Origin of the sequence: Stenotrophomonas sp. Sm6012 (genome assembly GCF_030985895.1) — a bacterium.
In the GTDB taxonomy this organism is placed as follows: Bacteria; Pseudomonadota; Gammaproteobacteria; order Xanthomonadales; family Xanthomonadaceae; genus Stenotrophomonas; species Stenotrophomonas forensis.
Genome location: NZ_JAPTFX010000076.1, coordinates 1 through 21,082, shown reverse-complemented (window position 1 = coordinate 21,082; position 21,082 = coordinate 1). Strand labels below are relative to the sequence as shown.

Annotated in this window: 25 protein-coding genes; 7 read left to right on the top strand and 18 right to left on the bottom strand. The window is 66.8% G+C overall.

Features of this window, described 5'->3' with window-relative positions; all coding sequences use genetic code 11:
• Positions 1–171 precede the first annotated feature (171 nt).
• The 3 genes from O0J73_RS13750 to rlmE form a co-directional block, all read right to left on the bottom strand.
• Complete coding sequence (locus O0J73_RS13750; protein WP_008265807.1) at positions 172–357, bottom strand: hypothetical protein; 186 nt, start codon at positions 355–357, stop codon at positions 172–174.
• 102 nt (positions 358–459) lie between these two features.
• Positions 460–2,394: an ATP-dependent zinc metalloprotease FtsH gene (gene ftsH / locus O0J73_RS13745; RefSeq protein WP_014036751.1), complete on the bottom strand. Its 1,935-nt coding sequence runs from the start codon at positions 2,392–2,394 to the stop codon at positions 460–462.
• Between the two features lie 69 nt (positions 2,395–2,463).
• The gene (gene rlmE, locus O0J73_RS13740; RefSeq protein WP_006431652.1) at positions 2,464–3,096 is read right to left on the bottom strand and encodes a 23S rRNA (uridine(2552)-2'-O)-methyltransferase RlmE; all 633 of its coding nucleotides are present in this window, start codon (positions 3,094–3,096) and stop codon (positions 2,464–2,466) included.
• A 65-nt stretch (positions 3,097–3,161) separates the two neighbouring features.
• Here rlmE and yhbY point away from each other — a divergent pair, with 65 nt between their 5' ends.
• Complete coding sequence (gene yhbY, locus O0J73_RS13735) at positions 3,162–3,467, top strand: ribosome assembly RNA-binding protein YhbY (protein ID WP_006431650.1); 306 nt, start codon at positions 3,162–3,164, stop codon at positions 3,465–3,467.
• A gap of 13 nt (positions 3,468–3,480) precedes the next feature.
• Positions 3,481–3,855 carry an Mth938-like domain-containing protein gene (locus tag O0J73_RS13730; RefSeq protein WP_006431648.1) on the top strand — a complete coding sequence of 125 codons (375 nt, stop codon included), beginning with the start codon at positions 3,481–3,483 and terminating at the stop codon, positions 3,853–3,855.
• A gap of 27 nt (positions 3,856–3,882) precedes the next feature.
• On the opposite strand, the gene O0J73_RS13725 is transcribed toward O0J73_RS13730, so the two are convergent.
• From O0J73_RS13725 to surE, 5 genes are all read right to left on the bottom strand, one after another.
• On the bottom strand, positions 3,883–4,371 hold the full coding sequence (locus O0J73_RS13725; RefSeq protein ID WP_308308924.1) for a hypothetical protein: 489 nt from the start codon (positions 4,369–4,371) through the stop codon (positions 3,883–3,885).
• A gap of 180 nt (positions 4,372–4,551) precedes the next feature.
• A complete protein-coding gene (locus O0J73_RS13720) occupies positions 4,552–5,337 on the bottom strand; it encodes a peptidoglycan DD-metalloendopeptidase family protein (protein WP_197564658.1) in 786 nt (261 codons plus the stop codon).
• A complete protein-coding gene (locus tag O0J73_RS13715) occupies positions 5,334–5,948 on the bottom strand; it encodes a YqaA family protein (protein WP_006431543.1) in 615 nt (204 codons plus the stop codon). The genes O0J73_RS13720 and O0J73_RS13715 overlap by 4 nt, the downstream gene beginning before the upstream one ends.
• 18 nt (positions 5,949–5,966) lie before the next feature.
• Complete coding sequence (locus O0J73_RS13710) at positions 5,967–6,644, bottom strand: protein-L-isoaspartate(D-aspartate) O-methyltransferase (RefSeq protein WP_006431541.1); 678 nt, start codon at positions 6,642–6,644, stop codon at positions 5,967–5,969.
• Positions 6,641–7,420, bottom strand: coding sequence for a 5'/3'-nucleotidase SurE (gene surE / locus O0J73_RS13705; RefSeq protein ID WP_008266466.1), 780 nt, complete (start codon positions 7,418–7,420; stop codon positions 6,641–6,643). The genes O0J73_RS13710 and surE overlap by 4 nt, the downstream gene beginning before the upstream one ends.
• Before the next feature lie 209 nt (positions 7,421–7,629).
• Here surE and O0J73_RS13700 point away from each other — a divergent pair, with 209 nt between their 5' ends.
• Together O0J73_RS13700 and O0J73_RS13695 are read left to right on the top strand one after the other, a co-directional pair.
• Positions 7,630–8,169: a Smr/MutS family protein gene (locus O0J73_RS13700; RefSeq protein ID WP_049458012.1), complete on the top strand. Its 540-nt coding sequence runs from the start codon at positions 7,630–7,632 to the stop codon at positions 8,167–8,169.
• A 187-nt stretch (positions 8,170–8,356) separates the two neighbouring features.
• Entirely contained in the window at positions 8,357–8,680 is a 324-nt protein-coding gene (locus tag O0J73_RS13695) for a hypothetical protein (RefSeq protein ID WP_308308922.1), read from the top strand.
• Between the two features lie 104 nt (positions 8,681–8,784).
• On the opposite strand, the gene truD is transcribed toward O0J73_RS13695, so the two are convergent.
• The 10 genes from truD to O0J73_RS13645 all read right to left on the bottom strand — a co-directional run bounded on the left by truD (position 8,785) and on the right by O0J73_RS13645 (position 16,681).
• On the bottom strand, positions 8,785–9,819 hold the full coding sequence (gene truD / locus O0J73_RS13690; RefSeq protein ID WP_308308921.1) for a tRNA pseudouridine(13) synthase TruD: 1,035 nt from the start codon (positions 9,817–9,819) through the stop codon (positions 8,785–8,787).
• Positions 9,816–10,313: a 2-C-methyl-D-erythritol 2,4-cyclodiphosphate synthase gene (gene ispF, locus O0J73_RS13685; protein WP_014646702.1), complete on the bottom strand. Its 498-nt coding sequence runs from the start codon at positions 10,311–10,313 to the stop codon at positions 9,816–9,818. Before ispF ends, truD begins: the two co-directional genes overlap by 4 nt.
• A gap of 34 nt (positions 10,314–10,347) precedes the next feature.
• Entirely contained in the window at positions 10,348–11,046 is a 699-nt protein-coding gene (gene ispD, locus O0J73_RS13680) for a 2-C-methyl-D-erythritol 4-phosphate cytidylyltransferase (protein ID WP_053449344.1), read from the bottom strand.
• Positions 11,043–11,396 (bottom strand): cell division protein FtsB, encoded by a 354-nt coding sequence (gene ftsB, locus O0J73_RS13675; RefSeq protein ID WP_006431483.1) that lies wholly within the window; start codon positions 11,394–11,396, stop codon positions 11,043–11,045. The genes ispD and ftsB overlap by 4 nt, the downstream gene beginning before the upstream one ends.
• Before the next feature lie 4 nt (positions 11,397–11,400).
• Complete coding sequence (gene eno / locus O0J73_RS13670) at positions 11,401–12,693, bottom strand: phosphopyruvate hydratase (RefSeq protein ID WP_308308918.1); 1,293 nt, start codon at positions 12,691–12,693, stop codon at positions 11,401–11,403.
• A gap of 96 nt (positions 12,694–12,789) precedes the next feature.
• Complete coding sequence (locus O0J73_RS13665; RefSeq protein WP_279943518.1) at positions 12,790–13,119, bottom strand: hypothetical protein; 330 nt, start codon at positions 13,117–13,119, stop codon at positions 12,790–12,792.
• Positions 13,119–13,466, bottom strand: a complete 348-nt coding sequence (locus tag O0J73_RS13660; RefSeq protein ID WP_308308917.1) for a hypothetical protein — start codon at positions 13,464–13,466, stop codon at positions 13,119–13,121. The genes O0J73_RS13665 and O0J73_RS13660 overlap by 1 nt, the downstream gene beginning before the upstream one ends.
• Positions 13,463–14,293, bottom strand: a complete 831-nt coding sequence (gene kdsA, locus O0J73_RS13655; RefSeq protein WP_006431480.1) for a 3-deoxy-8-phosphooctulonate synthase — start codon at positions 14,291–14,293, stop codon at positions 13,463–13,465. The genes O0J73_RS13660 and kdsA overlap by 4 nt, the downstream gene beginning before the upstream one ends.
• 89 nt (positions 14,294–14,382) lie before the next feature.
• Positions 14,383–16,047: a CTP synthase gene (locus O0J73_RS13650; protein ID WP_006431479.1), complete on the bottom strand. Its 1,665-nt coding sequence runs from the start codon at positions 16,045–16,047 to the stop codon at positions 14,383–14,385.
• Between the two features lie 400 nt (positions 16,048–16,447).
• Complete coding sequence (locus O0J73_RS13645) at positions 16,448–16,681, bottom strand: hypothetical protein (protein ID WP_006431442.1); 234 nt, start codon at positions 16,679–16,681, stop codon at positions 16,448–16,450.
• Positions 16,682–16,852: 171 nt separating this feature from the next.
• Between O0J73_RS13645 and parE the strand changes: the two genes are divergently transcribed.
• The 3 genes from parE to O0J73_RS13630 all read left to right on the top strand — a co-directional run bounded on the left by parE (position 16,853) and on the right by O0J73_RS13630 (position 21,051).
• Positions 16,853–18,742 (top strand): DNA topoisomerase IV subunit B, encoded by a 1,890-nt coding sequence (gene parE, locus O0J73_RS13640; protein WP_049458019.1) that lies wholly within the window; start codon positions 16,853–16,855, stop codon positions 18,740–18,742.
• A 123-nt stretch (positions 18,743–18,865) separates the two neighbouring features.
• Positions 18,866–19,444: a GNAT family N-acetyltransferase gene (locus tag O0J73_RS13635; protein ID WP_164242671.1), complete on the top strand. Its 579-nt coding sequence runs from the start codon at positions 18,866–18,868 to the stop codon at positions 19,442–19,444.
• Positions 19,445–19,554: 110 nt separating this feature from the next.
• Positions 19,555–21,051, top strand: a complete 1,497-nt coding sequence (locus tag O0J73_RS13630) for a S10 family peptidase (RefSeq protein ID WP_308308915.1) — start codon at positions 19,555–19,557, stop codon at positions 21,049–21,051.
• Positions 21,052–21,082 lie beyond the last annotated feature (31 nt).

The window sequence follows — 21,082 nt, the reverse complement described above, 5'->3', positions numbered from 1 at the left end:
GTTGGCGCCATGGATGGCGCCATCGAGCCCCCAGGCACGGGTTTACGGCGTGTCCTGCCAACCCACACCGTCCCGCCATCCCACGGAATGCCGCTGTTGCTGTTGCCGCTGAGGTTGCCGGCCAGCGGCCGGCACTACCACAGGTGCAGGGCGCAGCCCTGCCGATACCCCTCAACGGCGGCGGCGCTTGCGGTCCACGTACAGGGTCTTGGCGATGCTCAGCACGATGCCGACCGCGATACCCACCACGCAGCCCAGCAGCAGGTTGTCGGCACCCAGGCCTACCCCTACGCCCACCACGGTGGCGATGACCATCTCGACGGTGTGGGAAATCGGTTCGGGCTTCGGGGCGGACATGCGGGCTCCAGCGTCAGTTCGGTGCTTCGGAAGGGGCCAATGGCCCGGAAACGACGAAGCCGGGTTGCCCCGGCCTCGTCTAGTGTCACGTGCAGCGGGCCGTCAGTGCGATTCGGCCGGGCCTGCGATCGGCGGCAGCGGACGGGCGTCGCCGCCCTTGTCGTTGCCACCATCCTTGTTCGACTTGTTCCAGCCGGCCGGCGGCGGCGGATCGCGGCCTTCCATGATGGCGTCGATCTGCGGCGCGTCGATGGTCTCGTACTGCAGCAGCAGCTGCGACATGGCGTGCAGCTTGTCCAGGTTGGCGGTCATCAGCTCGGTGGTGCGTGCGTAGGCCTCGTCGAGGATGTTGCGCACTTCCTCGTCGATGCGGCGCGCGGTGTCGTTGGACACGCTCTTGTGCTGGGTGACCGAGCGGCCCAGGAACACCTCGTCGTCCTCTTCGCCATAGGCGATCGGGCCGAGCTGGTCGGACAGGCCCCACTTGGTGACCATGTTGCGGGCCATCTTGGTGGCGCGCTCGATATCGTTGGACGCGCCAGTGGTGACCTTGTCGGCACCGAAGATCAGTTCCTCGGCCACGCGGCCACCGTACAGCGAGCACAGCTGCGACTTGATCGCCACGCGGTTCATCGAGTACTTGTCGCCTTCCGGCAGGTACATCGTCACACCCAGCGCACGACCGCGCGGAATGATGGTGACCTTGTAGACCGGGTCATGCTCGGGCACCAGGCGGCCGACGATGGCGTGGCCCGCTTCGTGGTAGGCGGTGAGGGTTTTCTCCTCCTCGCTCATGGCCATCGAACGGCGCTCGGCACCCATCAGGATCTTGTCGCGGGCACGGTCGAAGTGGTCCATGCGGACTTCCTTCTCGTTGCCACGCGCTGCGAACAGCGCCGCTTCGTTGCAGAGGTTGGCCAGATCGGCACCGGAGAAGCCCGGGGTACCGCGCGCGATCACCATCGGCTCGACGTCGTCGGCCAGCGGCAGCTTGCGCATGTGAACCTTCAGGATGTGCTCGCGGCCCTTCACGTCCGGCAGGCCCACCACGACCTGGCGGTCGAAACGGCCCGGACGCAGCAACGCCGGGTCCAGCACGTCCGGACGGTTGGTCGCGGCGATCACGATCACACCCTCGCCACCCTCGAAGCCGTCCATCTCGACCAGCAGCTGGTTCAGGGTCTGCTCGCGCTCGTCATGACCGCCGCCCAGGCCGGCACCACGGTGGCGACCGACGGCGTCGATTTCGTCGATGAAGATGATGCATGGGGCGTGCTTCTTGGCCTGCTCGAACATGTCGCGCACGCGGCTGGCGCCGACGCCGACGAACATTTCCACGAAGTCCGAACCGGAGATCGAGAAGAACGGCACCTTGGCTTCGCCGGCGATGGCCTTGGCCAGCAGCGTCTTGCCGGTACCCGGCGGGCCCACCATCAGCACGCCGCGCGGAATCTTGCCGCCCAGCTTGGTGAACTTGGACGGGTCGCGCAGGAAGTCGACCAGCTCGCCCACTTCTTCCTTGGCCTCGTCGCAGCCGGCGACGTCGGCGAAGGTGACCTTGATCTGGTCTTCGCCCTGCAGCTTGGCGCGCGACTTGCCGAAGGACATCGCGCCCTTGGCACCGCCGCCACCGCCCTGCATCTGGCGCATGATGAACAACCAGAAGCCGATGATCAGTATGACCGGCAGGAAATTCATCAGGATCGCGCCCAGGGAGATGCCGCTAGACGGCTCTTCCTGCACGATCTCCACGTTCTTGGTGCGCAGCACGTTGATCAGGTCACGATCGAACGGCGCGGTGATGGTGGACGACTGCCCACCGCGGGTGGTGTAGGTCAGCTGGCTGGTGCCGCCGCGCATGTCGCCGCCGAAGGCGACCTTCTGCACGTTGCCGCTGTCCACCTGGTCCAGGAACTGCGAGTACGACGCACCCTGCGCCCCGGCACCGGATGTCTTGGGCGAGAAGCTCTGGAAGACCACCATCAGCACGACGGCGACGACCACCCATAGCAGGAGGTTCTTGGTCAAGTCGTTCATCCTCATTGGCTCCGGTGTTCCTCTTAGTGCTGGCGTTGCGTTGGGGTCGAACTTGCGTACGTTGCGAGCTTACTTCATGTGGGCGCGTTTTCCCTGACCCAAGGCATACACCTCGGGAGAGCGCTTGCGCGAGGCTTCCGGCTTGCGGATGGAGACCTTGTCGTATCTGCGGCGCATTTCGCGCACATAGTCGTCAAAGCCTTCGCCCTGGAACAGCTTGATCAGGAATGCCCCACCGGTCTTCAGGTGGTTGTCGGCAAAATCCAGGGCCAGCTCCGCCAGGTGCATCATCCGCGGCTGGTCGACCGCGCCCACACCACTCTTATTGGGGGCCATGTCCGACAGCACAAGGTCTACCGGCTGATCCCCGAGCATGGCTTCAAACTGAGATAGGACGGCTTCTTCCCTGAAGTCACCATGAAGGAACTCCACGCCGGCCAGCGGCGGCATGTCCAGGATGTCCAGCGCCAGCACGCGGCCAGTGTCGCCAATCTGTCTCCGAACCTGCTGAGACCAGCCTCCCGGGGCCGCTCCCAGGTCGACCACGACCATGTGCGGCTTCAGCAAGCGGTCACGTTCGAGCAGCTCTTCGAGCTTGTAGGCGGCGCGCGAGCGCATGCCTTCGGCCTGCGCCTTCTTCACGAAGGGGTCGGAGAAATGTTCCTTGAGCCAGCGCTGGCTGCTTTTGCTGCGGGTTGCCATTGAAAATAGGGGCTGATGGGGTCCTCATGATACCCTGATCGCCCCATTCAACCGTGTTTTCCTGCATGTCCATCGCCCTGACCGCCTCCCAGACCCGTTTCCTGCGCGGCCAAGCCCACGACCTGAAGGCCCTGCTGCAGACCGGCGGCAAGGGCGTGACCCCGGCCTTCATCGCTGAGCTGAACGAAGTGCTGGAGCGCCATGAGCTGGTCAAGGTGAAGGTCGCTGCCGAGGACCGCGACGCCCGTGACGTGATGATCGGCGAGATTGTCGCAGCCACCGAAAGCGCGCTGGTGCAGCGCATCGGCCACGTTGCCGTGCTGTACCGCCCGAGCAAGGAACAGCGCCAGATCGTGCTGCCGCGCGGCTGATCGCCCTACTGCCATGCAGCTGAACCACGAACCGCCTGATTACGCCTACAGCCTGCGCGCCGCCGACGGCCGCTCGGCGCGGGTCAACGACCAGGCGCTGGGCAGCAGCTTCTTCCTGACCCCGGAGCAGCTGGTCGAGCACTGGCCGGTGAAGCAGGCCGCCGAGCTGCAGCTGGCCGACCTGGAGCCGATCCTGGCACTGAACCCGGCACTGATCGTGCTTGGCACCGGCGACCGCCAGGTGTTCCCGCCGGCCGTGGTGATGGCAGCCTGCCTGTCGCGCGGCATTGGCCTGGAAGTGATGAACAATCCGGCCGCCGCACGCACTTTCAACATCCTGGCCGCTGAAGGCCGCAAGGTCGCCGCCGCCTTCATCCTGGAAGGCTGAGTTCGAGTCGCCGGGTGCGCCCCGGCGCTAGCTGCCCGAAGCTGTGCAGCGGAAGGCCGAGAACGCCTTGAGCCGGCCAATCAGCTTGCCACCCTGCCCCCAGCGGATATCCATGACCTTCCAGTCGCGGTCCTGCCGCTGCAGCAGGACCCGGTCGGTCCAGTGATAGTCGCCCACGGCCATGTCAACGCGGATCCAGGTGGCGTCACCGCTTGATCGGGGCATTCCTGCGGATATCGTTTCCGGCCGATCCGGTGCCAGCAGATACGGGCTCTGGTCGAGCATGTGCGGCTTTTCGTCGCGCGCGGCCAACGCGCTGCAGGCCCGTTCGTAAGCGCGCTGGGCATCAATGGCCGCGCGCAGGGCATCGCCCAGCATTGGCGGAATGGCTGTTTCGTTCGACGCCGGCGCCTGGATGGCGTCATAGAGACGGGTGACCACGTCACGCGGATCGCTGGCGGCTGCGGCCAGCGGCGCGACGATGAGCAGCGCGAGAGCGGAAGCAAAGCGGAACATGCGGCACCGGGGCGGATGGGACCACTCAAGAATGCCGGGTATTCCATCCGCAGCAAAGGTGAGCCTGCGACACACAAAATCGCAAGCGACCGCATCTCTGCGCTACCCGAGTCGAGCATGGCTCGACGCAACAGGTCAGGAGGGCCGGGCATGGCCCGGCCGCTACCTGATCCAACGGCGTCAGCGTGCCGGCAGGTACTGCTGCGGGTCGACCGGCTTGCCGTTGTAGCGGATCTCGAAGTGAACCATGTCGCGGTTCGCACCGGTGCGGCCCATCTCGGCGATCTGCTCCCCCGCCTTCACGCTCTGGCCTTCATTCACCAGGCGCTTGCGGTTGTGGCCATAGGCCGACAGCCACTGGTCGCTGTGCTTGATGATGATCAGCTCGCCGTAGCCGACCAGGCCGGCGCCGGAATACACCACCACGCCATTGGCCGTGGCCTTCACCGGCTGGCCGCTGGTGCCGGCGATGTCCACGCCCTGCTTGGTCGCGTCGCCGGCCACGTAGCGGCCAACTATCGCGCCATCGGCCGGCCAGCGCCAGGCGATGTTGCTCTTCACCGGACCCGCCGGTGCGGTGGTCGGCGCGGTGCTGCCGGCAGTGCTGCCACCGGAACGCGGGGCGGTGACCACCGTGGTCGGCGCGCGGCCGCCGCTGGCACCGGCCGGATACAGGCGGATCACCTGCCCCGGATGGATCGTCGAGGGGTTGTCCAGGCTGTTCCAGGCGATCAGATCGGCCGGAGTGATGTCGTGGATGCGGGCCAGCGCATAGATGGTGTCACCCTTGCGCACGACCACGGTCTGCCCCGGCTTGGGCACCGAGGTCTTTGGCGTGGTCACGCCCCCGCTGCTGCCGCCGCCACCGGGGCGGACCACAGTCGCGGTGCCACAGGCGGCCAGGGTGGAAACCAGCAACGCCAGCGCGCCGATGCGCACTCCCTTGCTCAGACGATCAGGACTCATGCGAACTTCGACCTCCATACAAGCCAGGCGATCAGCACCACCACCAACGCGGTGGCGATCCAGCCCAGCGGTTCAATCCAGCGGCGCAGCGCCGCTTCGGCACGCGCGCCACCGATCCGGATGACCGCGGCCAGCACGTACACGCGCTTGCCACGACCGATCAGCATGCTCAGCAGGTACTGCGGCATCGGTACGCCGACGATACCCGATGCCCACGTGAAGACCTTCATCGGGATCGGCATGAAGCCGCCCAGCACCAGGAAGGTGAACACCGCCCACGGCGATTCGGCCATCTTTGCCTGCACGGTGGTGATGCCCTGCTCGATCGCCGGCAGCATGCCCAGCGCCTCGAACAGCGGCTTGATCGCCTCGAAGGCGAAGTGACCCAGCGCGTAGCCGACCACGGCGCCGACCATCGACCCGGCCAGGCTGAGCGTGGCGAACCACCAGCCGCGCTTGGGCTGGGCCACGCACATCGGCGCCAGCATCACCTCCGGCATCACCGGGAAGATGATCGCTTCGAAGAAACTCAACACCGTCAGGTAGGTCGGCGCGCGTTCGTGCGCCGCCCACTTCATCGCCCGCTCGTACAGCGGCCCGAAAATCTTCATGCAACCCTGCTCCGTGGATTAGTCGAGCATGCCAGACAGCAGCGGCACGAAGGTGACCGGCGCCAGCACGCGTTGTTCGATGCTGCCGTCGGCCTTGCGGTCCAGCTGTACCAGCGACTGCGCTCCGGGGCCGCCGACCGGCGCCACCAACCGGCCGCCCTCGGCCAGCTGTTCGACCAGTGCGTCAACCAATGCCGGCGCCGCAGCAGTGACCACGATGGCATCGAACGGGCCGTGCTCGGCCCAGCCGACGCGGCCGTCGTCATGCTTGGTGCGGATGTTCATGCCCAGCGCACGGAAGCGCTTGCGCGCCTGCCGCAGCAGGTCTCCGATGCGCTCCACGGTGTAGACCTCCAGGCCCAGCGCGCCGAGGATGGCCGCCTGGTAGCCGGAACCCGTACCGACCTCCAGCACCCGCTTCGGCGCACCCTGCAGCACCGCCTCGGTCATCCGCGCCACGACCCACGGCTGTGAAATCGTCTGCCCGTGGCCGATGGGCAGCGCGGTGTCTTCGTAGGCGCGCGAGGCCAGCGCCTCGTCGATGAACAGATGGCGCGGCACCACCCGGATCGCATTCAAGGTGGGCTCGTCGACGATGCCGGCCTCGCGCAGGCGATCGACCAGGCGATCACGCACGCGCTGCGAGGTCATGCCGATGCCGACAGCTTCCGGCTGCAATCGCAGGCGTGGACTCATGCCGGCCGGTCCAGCGCGGCGCTGAGGCCGCCGACCCAGCTGGCCACCTTCTCCAGCGCCTGGTAGCGGGTCAGGTCGACCTGGATCGGGGTGATCGAGATATGCCCGGTGCGCACCGCGTGGAAATCTGTGCCGGGGCCGGAGTCCTGCTCACGACCAGCCGGGCCGATCCAGTACACCTCGTTGCCGCGCGGGTCCTTCTGCGCGATGCAGCCTTCGGCGCGATGGCGGTTGCCGAGCCGGGTGACTTCAAAACCCTTGACCTCGTTCCACGGCAGGTCCGGCACATTGACGTTGAGGATGGTGTCGGCCGGCAGCGGATCGGCCTTGAGCCGGGCGACGATTTCCACGGCGGCACGCGCAGCGGTCTCAAAGTGCTTCGGATCGTGGTTGCGGCTGACCAGCGAGACCGCCACTGCCGGCAGGCCGAGGAAGCGACCTTCCATTGCCGCCGAGACGGTGCCGGAATAGATCACGTCATCGCCCAGGTTGGCGGCGTTGTTGATGCCGGACACGACAATGTCGGGCTCGAACTCCAGCAGGCCGGTCAGCGCCAGATGCACGCAGTCGGTGGGCGTACCGGCCACCGAAACGGTGTAATGGTCGATGCGCTTGAGGCGGATCGGCAGGTCCAGGGTGAGCGAGTTGCTGGCGCCGGAGCGGTCGCGGTCGGGTGCGACCACCGTGACTTCGTGGCCTGCCTCGCGCAGGACCGAGGCCAGCATCCGGATGCCTGCGGCGTCGACGCCGTCGTCGTTACTGACCAGGATTCGCATCTTCGATTTAACCGCTTGATTTTCCAAGAATTCGATTCCGTCACCGTGCAGTGTGGGCGGGACCGCCGTACTCCCCTGCGGAAGCCGTCGACCCTGCAAGGGCATCGTCTATTGTGCCGCATGCGAGCCGCGGGTCCTACCCTGCCGGCAGTCAGGGCCGACATCGAACCGTCATAGGCAGACCTGCGCCGGCGGTTTACCCTGTGCGCATGTCGCACCCTGAAGACGAAGATCCAGCCGCCCTGTTCCGTGCGGCCATCGGCGAAGTGACGCCGCTGCGCAAGGATGCCGAGCCGGCCCCGGCCGCGCCGCGGCCCAAGCCGCGCGCGCGCATGGCCGAACGCGACGAGGCCGAAGCGGCTGGCGAGTTCGCCCGGCTGCTGCGCGACAGCTCGCCACTGGAAGCCGGCGACGTGGCCAGCTATCGGCGCGACAACCTGCCGCCGCGCCTATTCCAGCGGCTGAAGCGTGGACAGTACTCGGTGCAGGACGAACTGGACCTTCACGGCGCCACCGCCGCGCAGGCCGAGTCACTGCTGCGTCAGTTCCTGCTGGAGGCGCATGCTCACGAATATGGCTGCGTGCGCATCATCCACGGCAAGGGCCTGCAGTCCGATGGCGGCGCGCCGGTGCTGAAGAACCTGGTCGATCGCCATCTGCGCCTGCGCAACGATGTGCTGGCGTTCCATTCGGCACCGACCGGGCAAGGCGGTACCGGCGCGGTGCTGGTGTTGCTGGCGCGGCGCTGAAGGCGAGCACGCACGACGGGAATGGCGTAGACCACGTTTGCAGACTGTGATGCCGCGCGGGAATCATGCGATTCGCGCAGCAGGTTGCAAGCATTCTGATAGCCGGCTGGAGAACGGATGCCGTTCAATCCGTGTGTCCTCTGACCTGAGGTTACGGGACACCTACATTCCTCAAGGAGTTCGGCTGATGAACAAGATCCCCGTTTTGATCGGCAGCACCCTGCTCGCCCTGGTCGTCGCGCTGCCTGTTGGCGCACGCCCGCAGGGGTTGCTGGGCGGATTGTCACCGCAGGCAACTGATGCGGAATGCAGGCAGGCCTTCCAGCAGTCGTCAGCCGCACGCAGTTGCAGCCTTCAATACATGGTGGCGGTGGGTGCAAACCTGTGCGAGTTCAGGGCCGAATGCCTGCGCGACGATGGCCGGACGATTTCTGCCACCTACTCGCTGCCGCTGAGTTCACTGCCGTCCTACCGGAACTGCAACGGCTGGCTGCAGCAGGCGCCCTGCTGAACCCGGCATGGCGTGGATCCATCGGGATCCACGCCATGCACGCGATACGAAGCCCGCCAATGGCCAGAGCCTCCCACAGCATCCGCGCATTGGCCGCCGGCGGGTTACGCCCCGTGGCTCGCGTCTTCGACCGGGCCGAGTTCGTGCAGTACCGCGGTGGCGTAGCAGCCCGGCGGCAACGCGAACGACAGCTCCAGCACGTCATCGGCCAGCCACTCATGCTGCAGCAAGGCCGGTCGCAGGCGCAGCGCGCGGCGCTCCTGTTTCAGGCGTGCGTCTTCCAGGCCGGCCCGCAGCGCTTTCGATTCCTCATCGTCCAGCGCGCCCAGTTCGAGCTCACGTGCAGCATCGGTGCTGCGCAGCTCGCCCTCGCCCCACAGCGGTGCGCTGGGATGGATGTCGAAGCGCGCCAGGCGTTCGGCCAGCACATCGGTATAGGGCTCGGGGCCGAACACGCTGCGGCTGCCGTCCAGCATCCACACTTCCCCGTCCAGCGGCTGGTCCCAGCTACCCTGCTCCACCCGCGCGGCCAGCACGCGGTTGAACAGTGCGGAACGGGCAGCCGACAACAGCAGCGAACGCTGGTCCTTGCGCATGCGACGGCCACCGAACATCGCCAGGGCCGCAGGCACGTTGCCGCCGTCGCGGCCGAAGCGCTGCTCACCGAACCAGTTCGGCAGGCCTCGCTCGGCAATCTGCTGCAGGCGTTCGCTGATCGCTGCGCGATCCCCCTTCACGTCGCGCAGCACCAGCTTGAAGCGATTGCCGGCCAGCGCGCCGCGCTGCAGCTTGCGGTTGTGCCAGGTAGCGTCGAGCACTTCGATCTCATCACTGGCCAGCGCGGCGAGATCCGGCGCGATGCGCTTGGGCAGGTGCACGCTGAAGCGCTGGGTGGTGACCGCGTGGCGGTCCTTCATGCCGGCATAGCTGACCGCCATTTCCGGCAAACCGGCCCACATCGCCAGCAGCTTGGCCACGTGCACGGTATTGGCACCGCGCTTGCGGATGTGCAGCAGAAGGTGCTCGCCTTCGCCGGTGGCCTCGAAGGCCGGCAGTTCGTCGACCTGGAAATCTTCAGGGATGCTGCGGATGCGTGCAGTGAGCAGCGGCGCGCCAAACGCCAGCGGTACCGGAATCATGCCGCCACCAGCAGCACCACCGCCTGTGCGGCGATGCCTTCACCGCGGCCGGTGAAGCCAAGCTTTTCCGAGGTGGTGGCCTTGACGCTGACCGCATCCAGCGGCAGTTGCAGCAGCCCGCCGATGCGCTCGCGCATCGCCAGCGCATGCGGGCCGACCTTGGGTCGCTCGCAGATCACGGTGATGTCAGTGTTGCCGACGCGCCAGCCGCGCTCGCGCAGCAGGCTGTCGCAGTGGCGCACGAACTCACTGCTGTCGGCGCCCTTCCAGCGGTCATCACTCGGCGGGAAGTGCTGGCCGATGTCACCCAGTGCCAGCGCACCGAGCATGGCATCGCACAGGGCATGCAGGATCACGTCGCCATCGCTGTGCGCGAGCACGCCGCAGCTGTGTGGCACGTTCACGCCGCCAAGCATGATGTGATCGCCCTCGCCGAAGGCATGGACGTCGTAGCCCTGGCCGATGCGGACGGGCGGGAACGGTGCGGTGCTCATGGATACAACCCTTGCTGCAGGGCCGCGCGGGCAATCAGCCGGCGCGGCGGGAAAGTACGAATTCGAACCGGTCCAGATCGGCCGGGGTGGTGACCTTGAAGTTGTCCTCGCTGCCTTCCACCAGCAGCGGGCGCTGGCCCTGGCGCTCCATGGCCATGGCCTCGTCGGTGACCTCGACACCGGCGGCCGCAGCCTCGGACAGCGCACGGCTGAGCTGGTGGCGACGGAACAGCTGCGGGGTCAACGCACGCCACAGCCGTTCGCGCGGCTCGGTGCCATCGATGCCACCATCGTCGCCCGCACGCTTGAGCGTATCGCGCACCGGCGCGGCCAGGATCGCGCCGACCGGATCGGCACGGCCCACCTCAAGCAGGCGACCGAGATCGGCCAGCGACAGGTTCGGCCGCGCGGCGTCGTGGACCAGCACGAACTCATCGGCGCGCACCGACTCCGGCAGCGCCTGCAAGCCGGCCAGTACCGAAGCGGCGCGGGTCGCGCCGCCGATGCAGGTCAGCACCGGCTTGCCCGCCCACTCGGTCCAGCCCGGCCAGTCGGCGTCGTCCTGCCCGACCACCACCATCGCTCCGGCCACGGCCGGATGCGCCAGCAGCGCGTCCAGGGTGTGGGCGAGCAGGATCTGCCCGCCGGCCTGCAGGTACTGCTTGGGCAGCGGCGCGCCAAAGCGGGTGCCTCGGCCGGCGGCCGGAACCACCACCCAGATCGCCGCGCTCACGGCACGTCCGCCGGATGTTCGGCGGCCTGGGCATTGGCGCCTGCCGCCGACTGCGCCGGTGCAACCGGCGCATCTTCGACCACGCGGTAGAACTTCTCGCCGGGCTTGATCATGCCCAGCTCGCTGCGCGCGCGTTCCTCGATGGCGGACTGGCCTTCCTTGAGGTCCTTCACTTCGGCAGCAAGCGCATCGTTGCGCTGCTGCAGGCCCTCATTGTCCCGCTCCTGGTTGGCGACCTGCGCTTCGAGCATCATCACTTCACCCGAATTGCCCGGACCGAACCAGAAGCGGTACTGCAGCCAGCCCAGCAGCAGGGCCAGCACCAGCAGCATCCAGCGCCAGTCGCGCATCGGCTCAGCGCTTCAGCGAAACGAACGCGTCACGACCGGCGTAACGCGCGCCGGCACCAAGGGCTTCCTCGATGCGCAGCAGCTGGTTGTACTTGGCCACGCGATCGCTGCGGCACAGCGAGCCGGTCTTGATCTGGGTTGCGGTGGTGGCAACCGAGATGTCGGCGATGGTGGTGTCTTCGGTTTCGCCCGAACGGTGCGAGACCACGGCGGCATAGCCGGCACGGTCGGCCATGGCGATCGCTTCCAGGGTTTCGCTGAGGGTGCCGATCTGGTTGACCTTGATCAGGATCGCGTTGGCGGTGCCCGAGTCGATGCCTTCCTGGAAGATCTTCGGGTTGGTCACGAACAGGTCGTCACCGACCAGCTGCACCTTCTTGCCGATGCGATCGGTCAGCTGCTTCCAGCCGGCCCAGTCGTTCTCGGCCAGGCCGTCTTCAATGGTGATGATCGGGTACTGCGCGGCCCAGTCGGCGAGGAAGTCGACGAACTGCTCGGAGGTCAGGCGCTTGTTCTCGCCGACCAGGTTGTACTTGCCGTTCTCGAAGAATTCGCTGGAGGCCACGTCCAGGCCCAGCAGCACGTCTTCACCGGCGGTGTAGCCGGCCTTGCCGATCGCCTCGAGGATGGTGTCCAGCGCTTCGACGTTGCTGCGGAAGTCCGGTGCGAAGCCGCCTTCGTCGCCGACCGCCGTGCTCAGGCCATGGCCCTTCAGCACCGACTTCAGCGAATGGAAGATCTCGGTACCGGCACGCAGCGCTTCGGAGAACGAGGTGAAGCCCACCGGCAGCACCATGAACTCCTGGAAGTCGACGTTGTTGTCGGCATGCGCGCCGCCGTTGATGATGTTCATCATCGGCACCGGCAGCGACGGGGTCACGCCGGTCTTGGCGGCGAGGTACTGCCACAGCGCCTGCTTGCTCGATGCGGCAGCAGCGTGCGCGGCCGCCATCGAAACACCCAGCAGCGCGTTGGCACCCAGGCGGCCCTTGTTCTCGGTGCCGTCGAGGTCGATCAGGCGACGGTCAAGGCCAGCCTGGTCGGTGGCTTCAAAACCCTTCAGCGCGTTGGCAATGGCACCGTTGACGATGTCGACGGCCTTGCGCACGCCCTTGCCCAGGTAACGGGTCTTGTCGCCGTCACGCAGCTCGACCGCTTCCTTGGTGCCGGTCGAGGCGCCGGAGGGAACCGCGGCACGACCGAACGAACCGTCCTCCAGGATGACTTCGGCTTCCAGCGTGGGATTGCCACGGCTGTCGAGGATTTCACGGGCGTGGATGCTGCGGATCGTACTCATGGTCGGGCCGGTTACCTGTATGGAGAGGGGGCGACAAAACGAATGCCGCGTGATTATCCCCGGCTGCCCGCCACTTGCCAAATGGCCTGATCGGCGTCAGCCCCAGCTGGACCCGATCACGATCAGGACCAGCGACAGCAGCATCACCAGCAGCGCACCGGCAATGGCTGCCCAGATGGGTCCACGCTGCCGTCGCCAGGCCAGCACCATCGCCACCAGACTGCCGACGAACGACAGGCCGAGCATGACCAGAGCGGCCAGAATCCAGTACTGCATGGCCCGCATGCCGTGGTTGCCGTCACCCGGCGAGCCGAAGCTGGCCGCAAAGGCCAGTACGCCCAGCAGGAGGGACGCCCACGCAAGCACCGACAGCCCCAGCGCGATCAGGCCCCAGGGCCAACCGCGCGCCGACGCGCTCGTATTCATCAAAGAAGACCGTAGAACAGGGCGCCCAGCCACAGCGACAGCAGGATGATCGCCAGGCCCGCCGCCACCTTGCCGCGATTCAGCCGCCAGGCCAGTACGGCGGACACGGCGCAGCCCACGGCAGCCAGCAGCTCTGCCACCATCAATGCCATGAAATATGCGCGCAGATTGATCGCGCTGCCGCCATCACCGGGCGGCCGCACCGACGCGGCGCCGATCAGCACCAGGCCGAACATGCCCACCGTGAACAGCACCGCCAGGCCGAGTGCGATCAAGCCCCACGGCCATTGCTTCCAGTGCCGACGGTGACGCTGGGCGTCCAGCGCCACCCACGGGTCGCGACTCACGCGAAGCGCGAGAAGCCGTGCTTCTTGGTCACCGCATCGAGCTCCATCAGGGTCTCGAGCAGGGCTTCCATCTGATCCAGCGGCCACGCATTGGGGCCATCGGACAGAGCCTTGGACGGATCCGGATGGGTTTCGGCGAACAGGCCGGAGATACCCACCGCCACTGCGGCACGGGCCAGTACCGGCACGTGCTCGCGCTGGCCGCCCGAACTGGTGCCCTGCCCGCCCGGCAGCTGCACCGAATGGGTGGCATCGAACACCACCGGGCAACCGGTATCGCGCATCACCGCCAGCGAACGCATGTCGCTGACCAGGTTGTTGTAGCCGAAGCTGGCACCGCGCTCGCAGACCATGATCTGCTCGTTGCCGGTAGCCTTGGCCTTCTCCACGACCGGCTTCATGTCCCACGGCGCCAGGAACTGGCCCTTCTTGATGTTGACCGGCTTGCCGGCCGAGCACACCTTGCGGATGAAGTCGGTCTGGCGGACCAGGAATGCCGGGGTCTGCAGCACGTCCACCACCGAGGCCACTTCGTCCATCGGGGTGTACTCGTGGACGTCGGTCAGCACCGGTACGCCGATCTGCTTCTTCACTTCGGCCAGCACCTTCAGGCCTTCTTCCATGCCCGGGCCGCGGAAGGCAGTGCCCGAAGTGCGGTTGGCCTTGTCGAAGCTGGACTTGAAGATGAAGTTGACGCCGAGGCGGTCGGTGATCTCCTTCAACTTGCCGGCGGTATCGAGCTGCAGCTGCATCGACTCGATCACGCAGGGGCCGGCGATCAGGAACAGGGGCTGGTCCAGCCCGACCTCGAATCCACACAGTTTCATGGCGTTTCCTTGTTGTCCGCAGCACCGGCCATGCCGGTGCGCTGGGGGTTGAAGCATGCAGGATGGGGGCCGAAGCCCCCATTCACAAGTCAGGCGCGCACTTCGGAAAGCAGCTTGCCGCCCGCCTTGCGCTCACGCGCGGCACGGATGAAACCGATGAACAGCGGGTGGCCGTCACGCGGCGTGGACAGGAATTCCGGATGCGCCTGGCAGGCCAGGAACCACGGGTGCGCATCGCGCGCCAGCTCGACCACTTCCACCAGGGTGTCGTCCATCGACTTGCCGGCGATCACCAGGCCCGCATCCTCCAGCTGGGTGCGATAGCGGTTGTTGAACTCGTAACGGTGGCGATGGCGCTCGGCGACTACATCCTTGCCGTACAGCTCACGGGCCAGCGTGCCCGGCTTCAGGCGCTGTTCCTGCAGGCCCAGGCGCATGGTGCCGCCCAGGTCGCTCTTGTCGTCACGCTTCTCGACGTCGCCGGTAGCGGTGCGCCATTCGGTGATCAGGCCGATCACCGGGTTCGGCGACTGGCGATCGTTCTCGGTGCTGTTGGCGCCTTCCAGGCCGACCACGTTGCGGGCGTAATCCACGACCGCCGCCTGCATGCCGTAGCAGATGCCGAAGTACGGTACGTGCTGCTCGCGGGCGAACTTCGAGGTCAGCACCTTGCCTTCAAAACCACGGTCGCCGAAGCCACCCGGCACCAGGATGCCGTCGACGTCGGCCAGCGCGGCCATGTCGGTGCCTTCCAGGTCCTGGGCTTCCAGCCACTTCAGGTTGACCTTGGTGCGCTGGCGCAGGCCACCGTGCTTGAGCGCCTCGCCCACCGACTTGTAGGCATCCTGGTGGTCGACGTACTTGCCGACCACGGCAATGGTCACTTCGTCCAGCGGGTGCAGGGTCGCGTCGACCGCGTCCTCCCACATCGACAGGTCGACCGGACCGGCCTTGTCGGCCAGCTTCAGCTGGTTGACCACGATCTCGTCCAGGCCCTGCGCGTGCAGGCCGGACGGAATGCGGTACAGCACGTCCACGTCCGGCACGCTGATGACGGCGCGTTCGGAAACGTTGGTGAACTGCGCGATCTTGCGGCGCTCCGAATCCGGCACGGCCTGCTCGGAACGGCACAGCAGCACGTCCGGCTGGATGCCGATCGAGCGCAGCTCCTTGACCGAGTGCTGGGTCGGCTTGGTCTTCAGCTCGCCGGCGGCGCCGATGTACGGCACCAGGGTGAGGTGCATGAACAGCGCCTTTTCCGGGCCGCGCTCGGTGCGTACCTGGCGGATCGCCTCCAGGAACGGCAGCGATTCGATGTCGCCCACGGTGCCACCGATCTCGACCAGGGCCACGTCGTAGCCTTCGGTGGCTTCGTCGATGCAGCGGCGGATCTCGTCGGTGATGTGCGGAATGACCTGCACGGTCGCGCCCAGATAGTCGCCGCGGCGCTCCTTGCGGATCACGTTCTCGTAGATGCGGCCGGTGGTGACCGAGTTCTTGCGGCTCAGGCGGGTGCGCACGAAGCGCTCGTAGTGGCCCAGGTCGAGGTCGGTCTCGGCGCCGTCGTCGGTGACGTACACCTCACCGTGCTGGAACGGACTCATGGTGCCTGGGTCGACGTTGATGTACGGGTCGAGCTTCATCATCGTGACCTTCAGGCCACGGGCTTCGAGAATGGCGGCCAGTGACGCCGCGGCAATGCCTTTGCCGAGCGAGGACACCACGCCGCCGGTTACGAAAATCAAGGGAGTCATGGCTGCAAGCATCCTGTCTGGAAATGGAAAACGGCAGCACCACGCGCGCCCTGGGGGCGGGCATGGAGCCTGAAGGGGGTTTTCCGGTTCGCCGGGGCAGCGAGGGAGGTGCGCAACCGTGCGGCGGCAGGCGCCGGACGGGGACCACCGTGCGAGGTCGGGGCGGCCGTGCCGGCCCTATCGACCGTCACCTGCGACCCGCATTGCTGGCGACCACGCATGGTCGCGCCAGCCCATTCGCAAAGGGTGGACACGCACTTACTCCCGGAAAGCCGTAGTTTACAGATTGATGGCCGCCAACCCAAGGGGCAGTTGCGGCCAACACCCAAAAGAAACGCCCCGCTGAGCGGGGCGTCGGGGAGCGAATCCCTTGCGGCAAGGGCTTCGGAGGGTGGAAGGATTACTTCTTCTTCCGTGCCTCTTCTTCCTCTTCCTGCTGCGGGGCCGGCTGGCCCTGCGCCTTCATTTCGGCAGTGGCCTGCGCGCGGCGCTTGGCCTTGGCATCCGCCTCGGCCTGCGCCTTGTCGGCCTGGTCACCCTGCTGCGGGGCCGGCTGGCCGGCGTTCTGTGCCACCACCAGCGGCACTGCAACGGCGGCAGCGGCCAGGATCGCAATGGTCAGCAACTTCTTCATGAGGTCCTCCTCGCGGTATGGCTTGGACGTTTCGACCCAACCGGGGTCGCCGGCGTTCAGATTCCAGCGGCTGCCATTTTACCCCCTCCCCGGCGCCGAGGCTGAACCGCAGGCGTGCAAATTCCCCGTCCACACCGCACACTTGCGCGTCGCTCCGCGCTTTGAAGATAGATGAACGCACGCTATAACGCCGCCGATATTGAAGTCCTGTCCGGCCTTGACCCGGTCAAGCGCCGTCCTGGCATGTATACCGACACCGCGCGCCCGAACCACCTGGCGCAGGAAGTGATCGACAACTCGGTGGACGAGGCCCTCGCCGGCCACGCCCGTTCGATCGAGATCACCCTGTACAAGGACGGCAGCGTGGAGGTCAGTGATGACGGCCGCGGCATGCCGGTGGACATCCACCCGGAAGAGAAGATTCCGGGCGTCGAACTGATCCTGACCCGCCTGCATGCGGGCGGCAAGTTCAGCAACAACAACTACACCTTCTCCGGCGGCCTGCACGGCGTCGGCGTCAGCGTGGTCAACGCGCTGTCGACCCTGGTGGAAGTGCACATCAAGCGCGAAGGCGCCGAACACCGCATCACCTTCCGCAACGGCGACCGCGCCACCCCGCTGGAAGTGGTCGGCAGCGTCGGCAAGAAGAACACCGGTACCCGCGTGCGCTTCTGGCCGGACCCGAAGTACTTCGATACGCCCAAGTTCGCCGTGCGCGCCCTGAAGCACCTGCTGCGCGCCAAGGCGGTGCTGTGCCCGGGCCTGACTGTCAAGCTGACCGACGAAGCCACCGGTGAAGTCGATACCTGGTACTACGAAGACGGCCTGCGCGATTACCTGAAGCTGGAACTGGGCGAGCGCGAATCACTGCCGGCCGACCTGTTCGTCGGCAACCTGAAGAAGGACACCGAGGTGGTGGACTGGGCCGTGGCCTGGCTGCCGGAAGGTGAACTGGTACAGGAAAGCTACGTCAACCTGATTCCCACCGCGCAGCACGGCACCCACGTCAACGGCCTGCGCACCGGCCTGACCGAGGCGCTGCGCGAGTTCTGCGACTTCCGCAACCTGCTGCCGCGCGGCGTCAAGCTGGCCCCGGAAGACGTGTGGGACCGCGTGTCGTTCGTGCTGTCGCTGAAGATGACCGACCCGCAGTTCAGCGGACAGACCAAGGAACGCCTGTCCTCGCGCCAGGCCGCCGGCTTCGTCGAGGGCGCGGCCCACGATGCCTTCAGCCTGCTGCTGAACCAGAACGTGGAGCTGGGCGAGAAGATCGCGCAGATCGCCATCGAACGCGCCAGCGCGCGCCTGAAGACCGAAAAGCTGGTCGTCCGCAAGAAGGTCACCCAGGGCCCCGCGCTGCCCGGCAAGCTGGCCGACTGCATCAGCCAGGACCTGTCGCGCACCGAGCTGTTCCTGGTGGAAGGTGACTCGGCAGGCGGCAGTGCCAAGCAGGCCCGCGACAAGGACTTCCAGGCGATCATGCCGTTGCGCGGCAAGATCCTGAATACCTGGGAGGTTTCCTCCAACAGCGTGCTGGCCTCGGAAGAAGTGCACAACCTGGCCATCGCCATCGGTTGCGACCCGGGCAAGGATGACATCAGCGGCCTGCGTTACGGCAAGGTCATCATCCTGGCCGACGCGGACTCCGACGGCCTGCACATCGCCACGCTGCTCACTGCGCTGTTCCTGAAGCACTTCCCGGCGCTGGTCGACGCGGGCCACGTGTTCGTGGCGATGCCGCCGCTGTTCCGCATCGACGTGGGCAAGCAGGTGTTCTACGCCCTGGATGAGGAAGAAAAGCGCTCGATGCTGGACAAGATCGAACGCGAGAAGATCAAGGGCGCCATCAACGTGACCCGCTTCAAGGGCCTGGGCGAGATGAATCCGCCGCAGCTGCGTGAATCCACCATCCACCCGGATACGCGCCGCCTGGTGCAGCTGACCGTGGACGATCGCGAGCAGACGAGTTCGCTGATGGACATGCTGCTGGCCAAGAAGCGCGCGTCTGACCGCAAGGGCTGGCTGGAAACCAAGGGCGACCTGGCTTCGCTGGAAGTCTGACGCCATCCTCTGGTAGTGCCGGCCGCTGGCCGGCACTACCGGTCCCTCCGCTCCGGTGCCATCCGCCCCCATCGGCAAACCCGGCAGCGCCATAATGCGCGTCCATCCGCGTGGACCACCGTATTGGCCAGCCACTCGCTGCTGTTCCCCGGCCTGCCGCTGCACAGCGCGCGGCTGGTGCTGAGCCCGATCCGCCGCGACGACGCTGCCGCGTTGTTCGTACTTCAGTCGGACCCGGACGTGATGCGCTGGTGGAACCACCCGGCCTGGACGCGACCGGCCGAGGCGCGCGAACAGATCGATGACGATCTTGCCGCCCATGCCATCGGCACCCAGCTGAAACTGGCCGTGCGCGAATCCATGGACGGCCCGCTGCTCGGCATCTGCGTGGTGTTCGCCGTGGACCGAGACGCCGCGCGCGCCGAGATCGGCTACCTGCTGGCGCCCGACCAGCAGGGCCAGGGCTACATGCACGAGGCGCTGCAGCAGGTGCTGGCCTATCTGTTCCGCACGCTGCGCCTGCATCGGGTCGAAGCCGAGATAGACCCGCGCAATGCGCCCTCGGCACACGTGCTGGAACGGCTGGGCTTCCACCGCGAGGGCGTGCTGCGGCAGCGCTGGCGCATCCAGGGGAAACTGGCCGACTCGGCCGTCTATGGCCTGCTGGCCGATGACGACGCGGCTGCCGCCCTGCCCGCTTGACCCAATCTGGCCGCTGGGAGCTGCAGCCTGCGGCCATGCCTTTGGACACATACGGCGCGGCCCTCCCCCGGCCTAGCATCGGAACCCCCTTCCGCTGCCGAAACGGTGCCATGAAGTCCCTGCTGCATATCGCCGCGCTCTGCGTCGGCCTGCTCATCGCCCCTGCCAGCGTGCTGGCCGCGCCCGACGCCGAGGCCAAGTCCGACCCGAAAGACGACAAGACCGAAGCGCCCGCGCTGCCGGCCGATGCGTCGGCGCGCCAGAGCATGCGCCTGGCCAGCCGCACCCTGGACTACACCGCCACCGTCGGCACCCTGCCGGTGCGCGATGCCAAGGGCAAGGTGATCGCCGACGTGGTGTTCACCGCCTACACGATGCCGGGCAAGGACCGGCCGGTGACCTTCGCGCTCAATGGCGGCCCCGGTGCGTCGTCGGTCTACCTCAATATGGGCGCGATCGGACCCAAGGTTGTGACCTTCGGTTCGGAAGGCGACAGCGCCTCGGCGCCGGCCACCCTGCATGACAACCCGGGTACCTGGCTGGACTTCACCGACCTGGTGTTCATCGATCCGGTCGGCACCGGCTTCAGCCGCGCGCGCATCGGCGATGACGAAGCGAAAAAGCAGCTGTACAACCCCGGCGCCGACATCGAGTACCTGTCGCGCTCGATCTACGACTGGCTGCTGCGCAACCAGCGCATGGCCTCGCGCAAGTACCTGACCGGCGAGAGCTATGGCGGTTATCGCGGCCCGCGCATCACCCACTTCCTGCAGACCCGGCTGGGCGTGGCGATGAACGGCCTGGTGCTGGTCTCGCCCTACCTGAGCCCGACCCTGGAAGACAACGCCGATGTCTCGCCGATGGCCTGGATGCAGACGCTGCCGTCGATTGCCGCAGCCCACCTGGAACGCCAGGGCAGGCTGACCGATGCAGCGATGCGCGAAGTGGTCGAGTACACGCGTGGCGACTACGCGACCGCATTGATGAAGGGCCGCAGCGATCCGCAGGCGACCGAAGCGATGCTGCGCCGGGTGACCGAGCTGACCGGGCTGGACCCGCAGTTCGTGCGCCGCGCGGGCGGCCGCCTGGAGACCCAGGCCTACCTGCGCGAAGTGTTCCGCGACAAGGGCACGCTGGGCAGTCGCTACGATTCCAACGTGACCGCATTCGATCCGTTCCCGAACGATCCGGAGCAGCGCGCCAATGATCCGCTGCTGGACAGCATCATCGCGCCAACCACCACGGCGATGGTCGACTTCGTGACCCGCGTGGTCGGCTGGAAGGTGGATGCGCGCTACCAGGCACTGAACTACGACGTGAACCGGCTGTGGGACCGCAATGGCGAGCTGCGCCAGGGTGCGGTGACCCAGCTGCGCCAGGCGGTGGCGATCGATCCGCATCTGCAGGTGCTGATCGTGCATGGCTGGAACGACCTGTCGTGCCCGTTCATGGGGTCGATCCTGACGGTGGACCAGATGCCGGCGATGGGCAGCAACCCGGATCGCGTGCAGGTGCGCAGCTATCCGGGCGGGCACATGTTCTACAGCCGGGCGGACAGCCAGGCGGCGTTCCGCAGGGATGTGCAGGCGATGTTCCAGCGTAACTGAGGGAGTTCCCGGCCGGGCCTGCGGCCCGGCA

Coding starts and splice junctions, on each gene's coding strand:
- O0J73_RS13630 (WP_308308915.1), top strand. CDS start 19,555: ATGAAGTCCCTGCTGCATATCGCCGCGCTCTGCGTCGGCCTGCTCATC.
- rlmE (WP_006431652.1), bottom strand. CDS start 3,096: ATGGCAACCCGCAGCAAAAGCAGCCAGCGCTGGCTCAAGGAACATTTC.
- O0J73_RS13665 (WP_279943518.1), bottom strand. CDS start 13,119: ATGAATACGAGCGCGTCGGCGCGCGGTTGGCCCTGGGGCCTGATCGCG.
- yhbY (WP_006431650.1), top strand. CDS start 3,162: ATGTCCATCGCCCTGACCGCCTCCCAGACCCGTTTCCTGCGCGGCCAA.
- parE (WP_049458019.1), top strand. CDS start 16,853: ATGAACGCACGCTATAACGCCGCCGATATTGAAGTCCTGTCCGGCCTT.
- O0J73_RS13650 (WP_006431479.1), bottom strand. CDS start 16,047: ATGACTCCCTTGATTTTCGTAACCGGCGGCGTGGTGTCCTCGCTCGGC.
- O0J73_RS13695 (WP_308308922.1), top strand. CDS start 8,357: ATGAACAAGATCCCCGTTTTGATCGGCAGCACCCTGCTCGCCCTGGTC.
- ispF (WP_014646702.1), bottom strand. CDS start 10,313: ATGAGCACCGCACCGTTCCCGCCCGTCCGCATCGGCCAGGGCTACGAC.
- O0J73_RS13710 (WP_006431541.1), bottom strand. CDS start 6,644: ATGAGTCCACGCCTGCGATTGCAGCCGGAAGCTGTCGGCATCGGCATG.
- O0J73_RS13700 (WP_049458012.1), top strand. CDS start 7,630: ATGTCGCACCCTGAAGACGAAGATCCAGCCGCCCTGTTCCGTGCGGCC.
- ftsB (WP_006431483.1), bottom strand. CDS start 11,396: ATGCGCGACTGGCGCTGGATGCTGCTGGTGCTGGCCCTGCTGCTGGGC.
- ftsH (WP_014036751.1), bottom strand. CDS start 2,394: ATGAACGACTTGACCAAGAACCTCCTGCTATGGGTGGTCGTCGCCGTC.
- O0J73_RS13725 (WP_308308924.1), bottom strand. CDS start 4,371: ATGTTCCGCTTTGCTTCCGCTCTCGCGCTGCTCATCGTCGCGCCGCTG.
- O0J73_RS13720 (WP_197564658.1), bottom strand. CDS start 5,337: ATGAGTCCTGATCGTCTGAGCAAGGGAGTGCGCATCGGCGCGCTGGCG.
- O0J73_RS13645 (WP_006431442.1), bottom strand. CDS start 16,681: ATGAAGAAGTTGCTGACCATTGCGATCCTGGCCGCTGCCGCCGTTGCA.
- truD (WP_308308921.1), bottom strand. CDS start 9,819: ATGATTCCGGTACCGCTGGCGTTTGGCGCGCCGCTGCTCACTGCACGC.
- O0J73_RS13730 (WP_006431648.1), top strand. CDS start 3,481: ATGCAGCTGAACCACGAACCGCCTGATTACGCCTACAGCCTGCGCGCC.
- O0J73_RS13750 (WP_008265807.1), bottom strand. CDS start 357: ATGTCCGCCCCGAAGCCCGAACCGATTTCCCACACCGTCGAGATGGTC.
- surE (WP_008266466.1), bottom strand. CDS start 7,420: ATGCGAATCCTGGTCAGTAACGACGACGGCGTCGACGCCGCAGGCATC.
- eno (WP_308308918.1), bottom strand. CDS start 12,693: ATGAGTACGATCCGCAGCATCCACGCCCGTGAAATCCTCGACAGCCGT.
- kdsA (WP_006431480.1), bottom strand. CDS start 14,293: ATGAAACTGTGTGGATTCGAGGTCGGGCTGGACCAGCCCCTGTTCCTG.
- O0J73_RS13715 (WP_006431543.1), bottom strand. CDS start 5,948: ATGAAGATTTTCGGGCCGCTGTACGAGCGGGCGATGAAGTGGGCGGCG.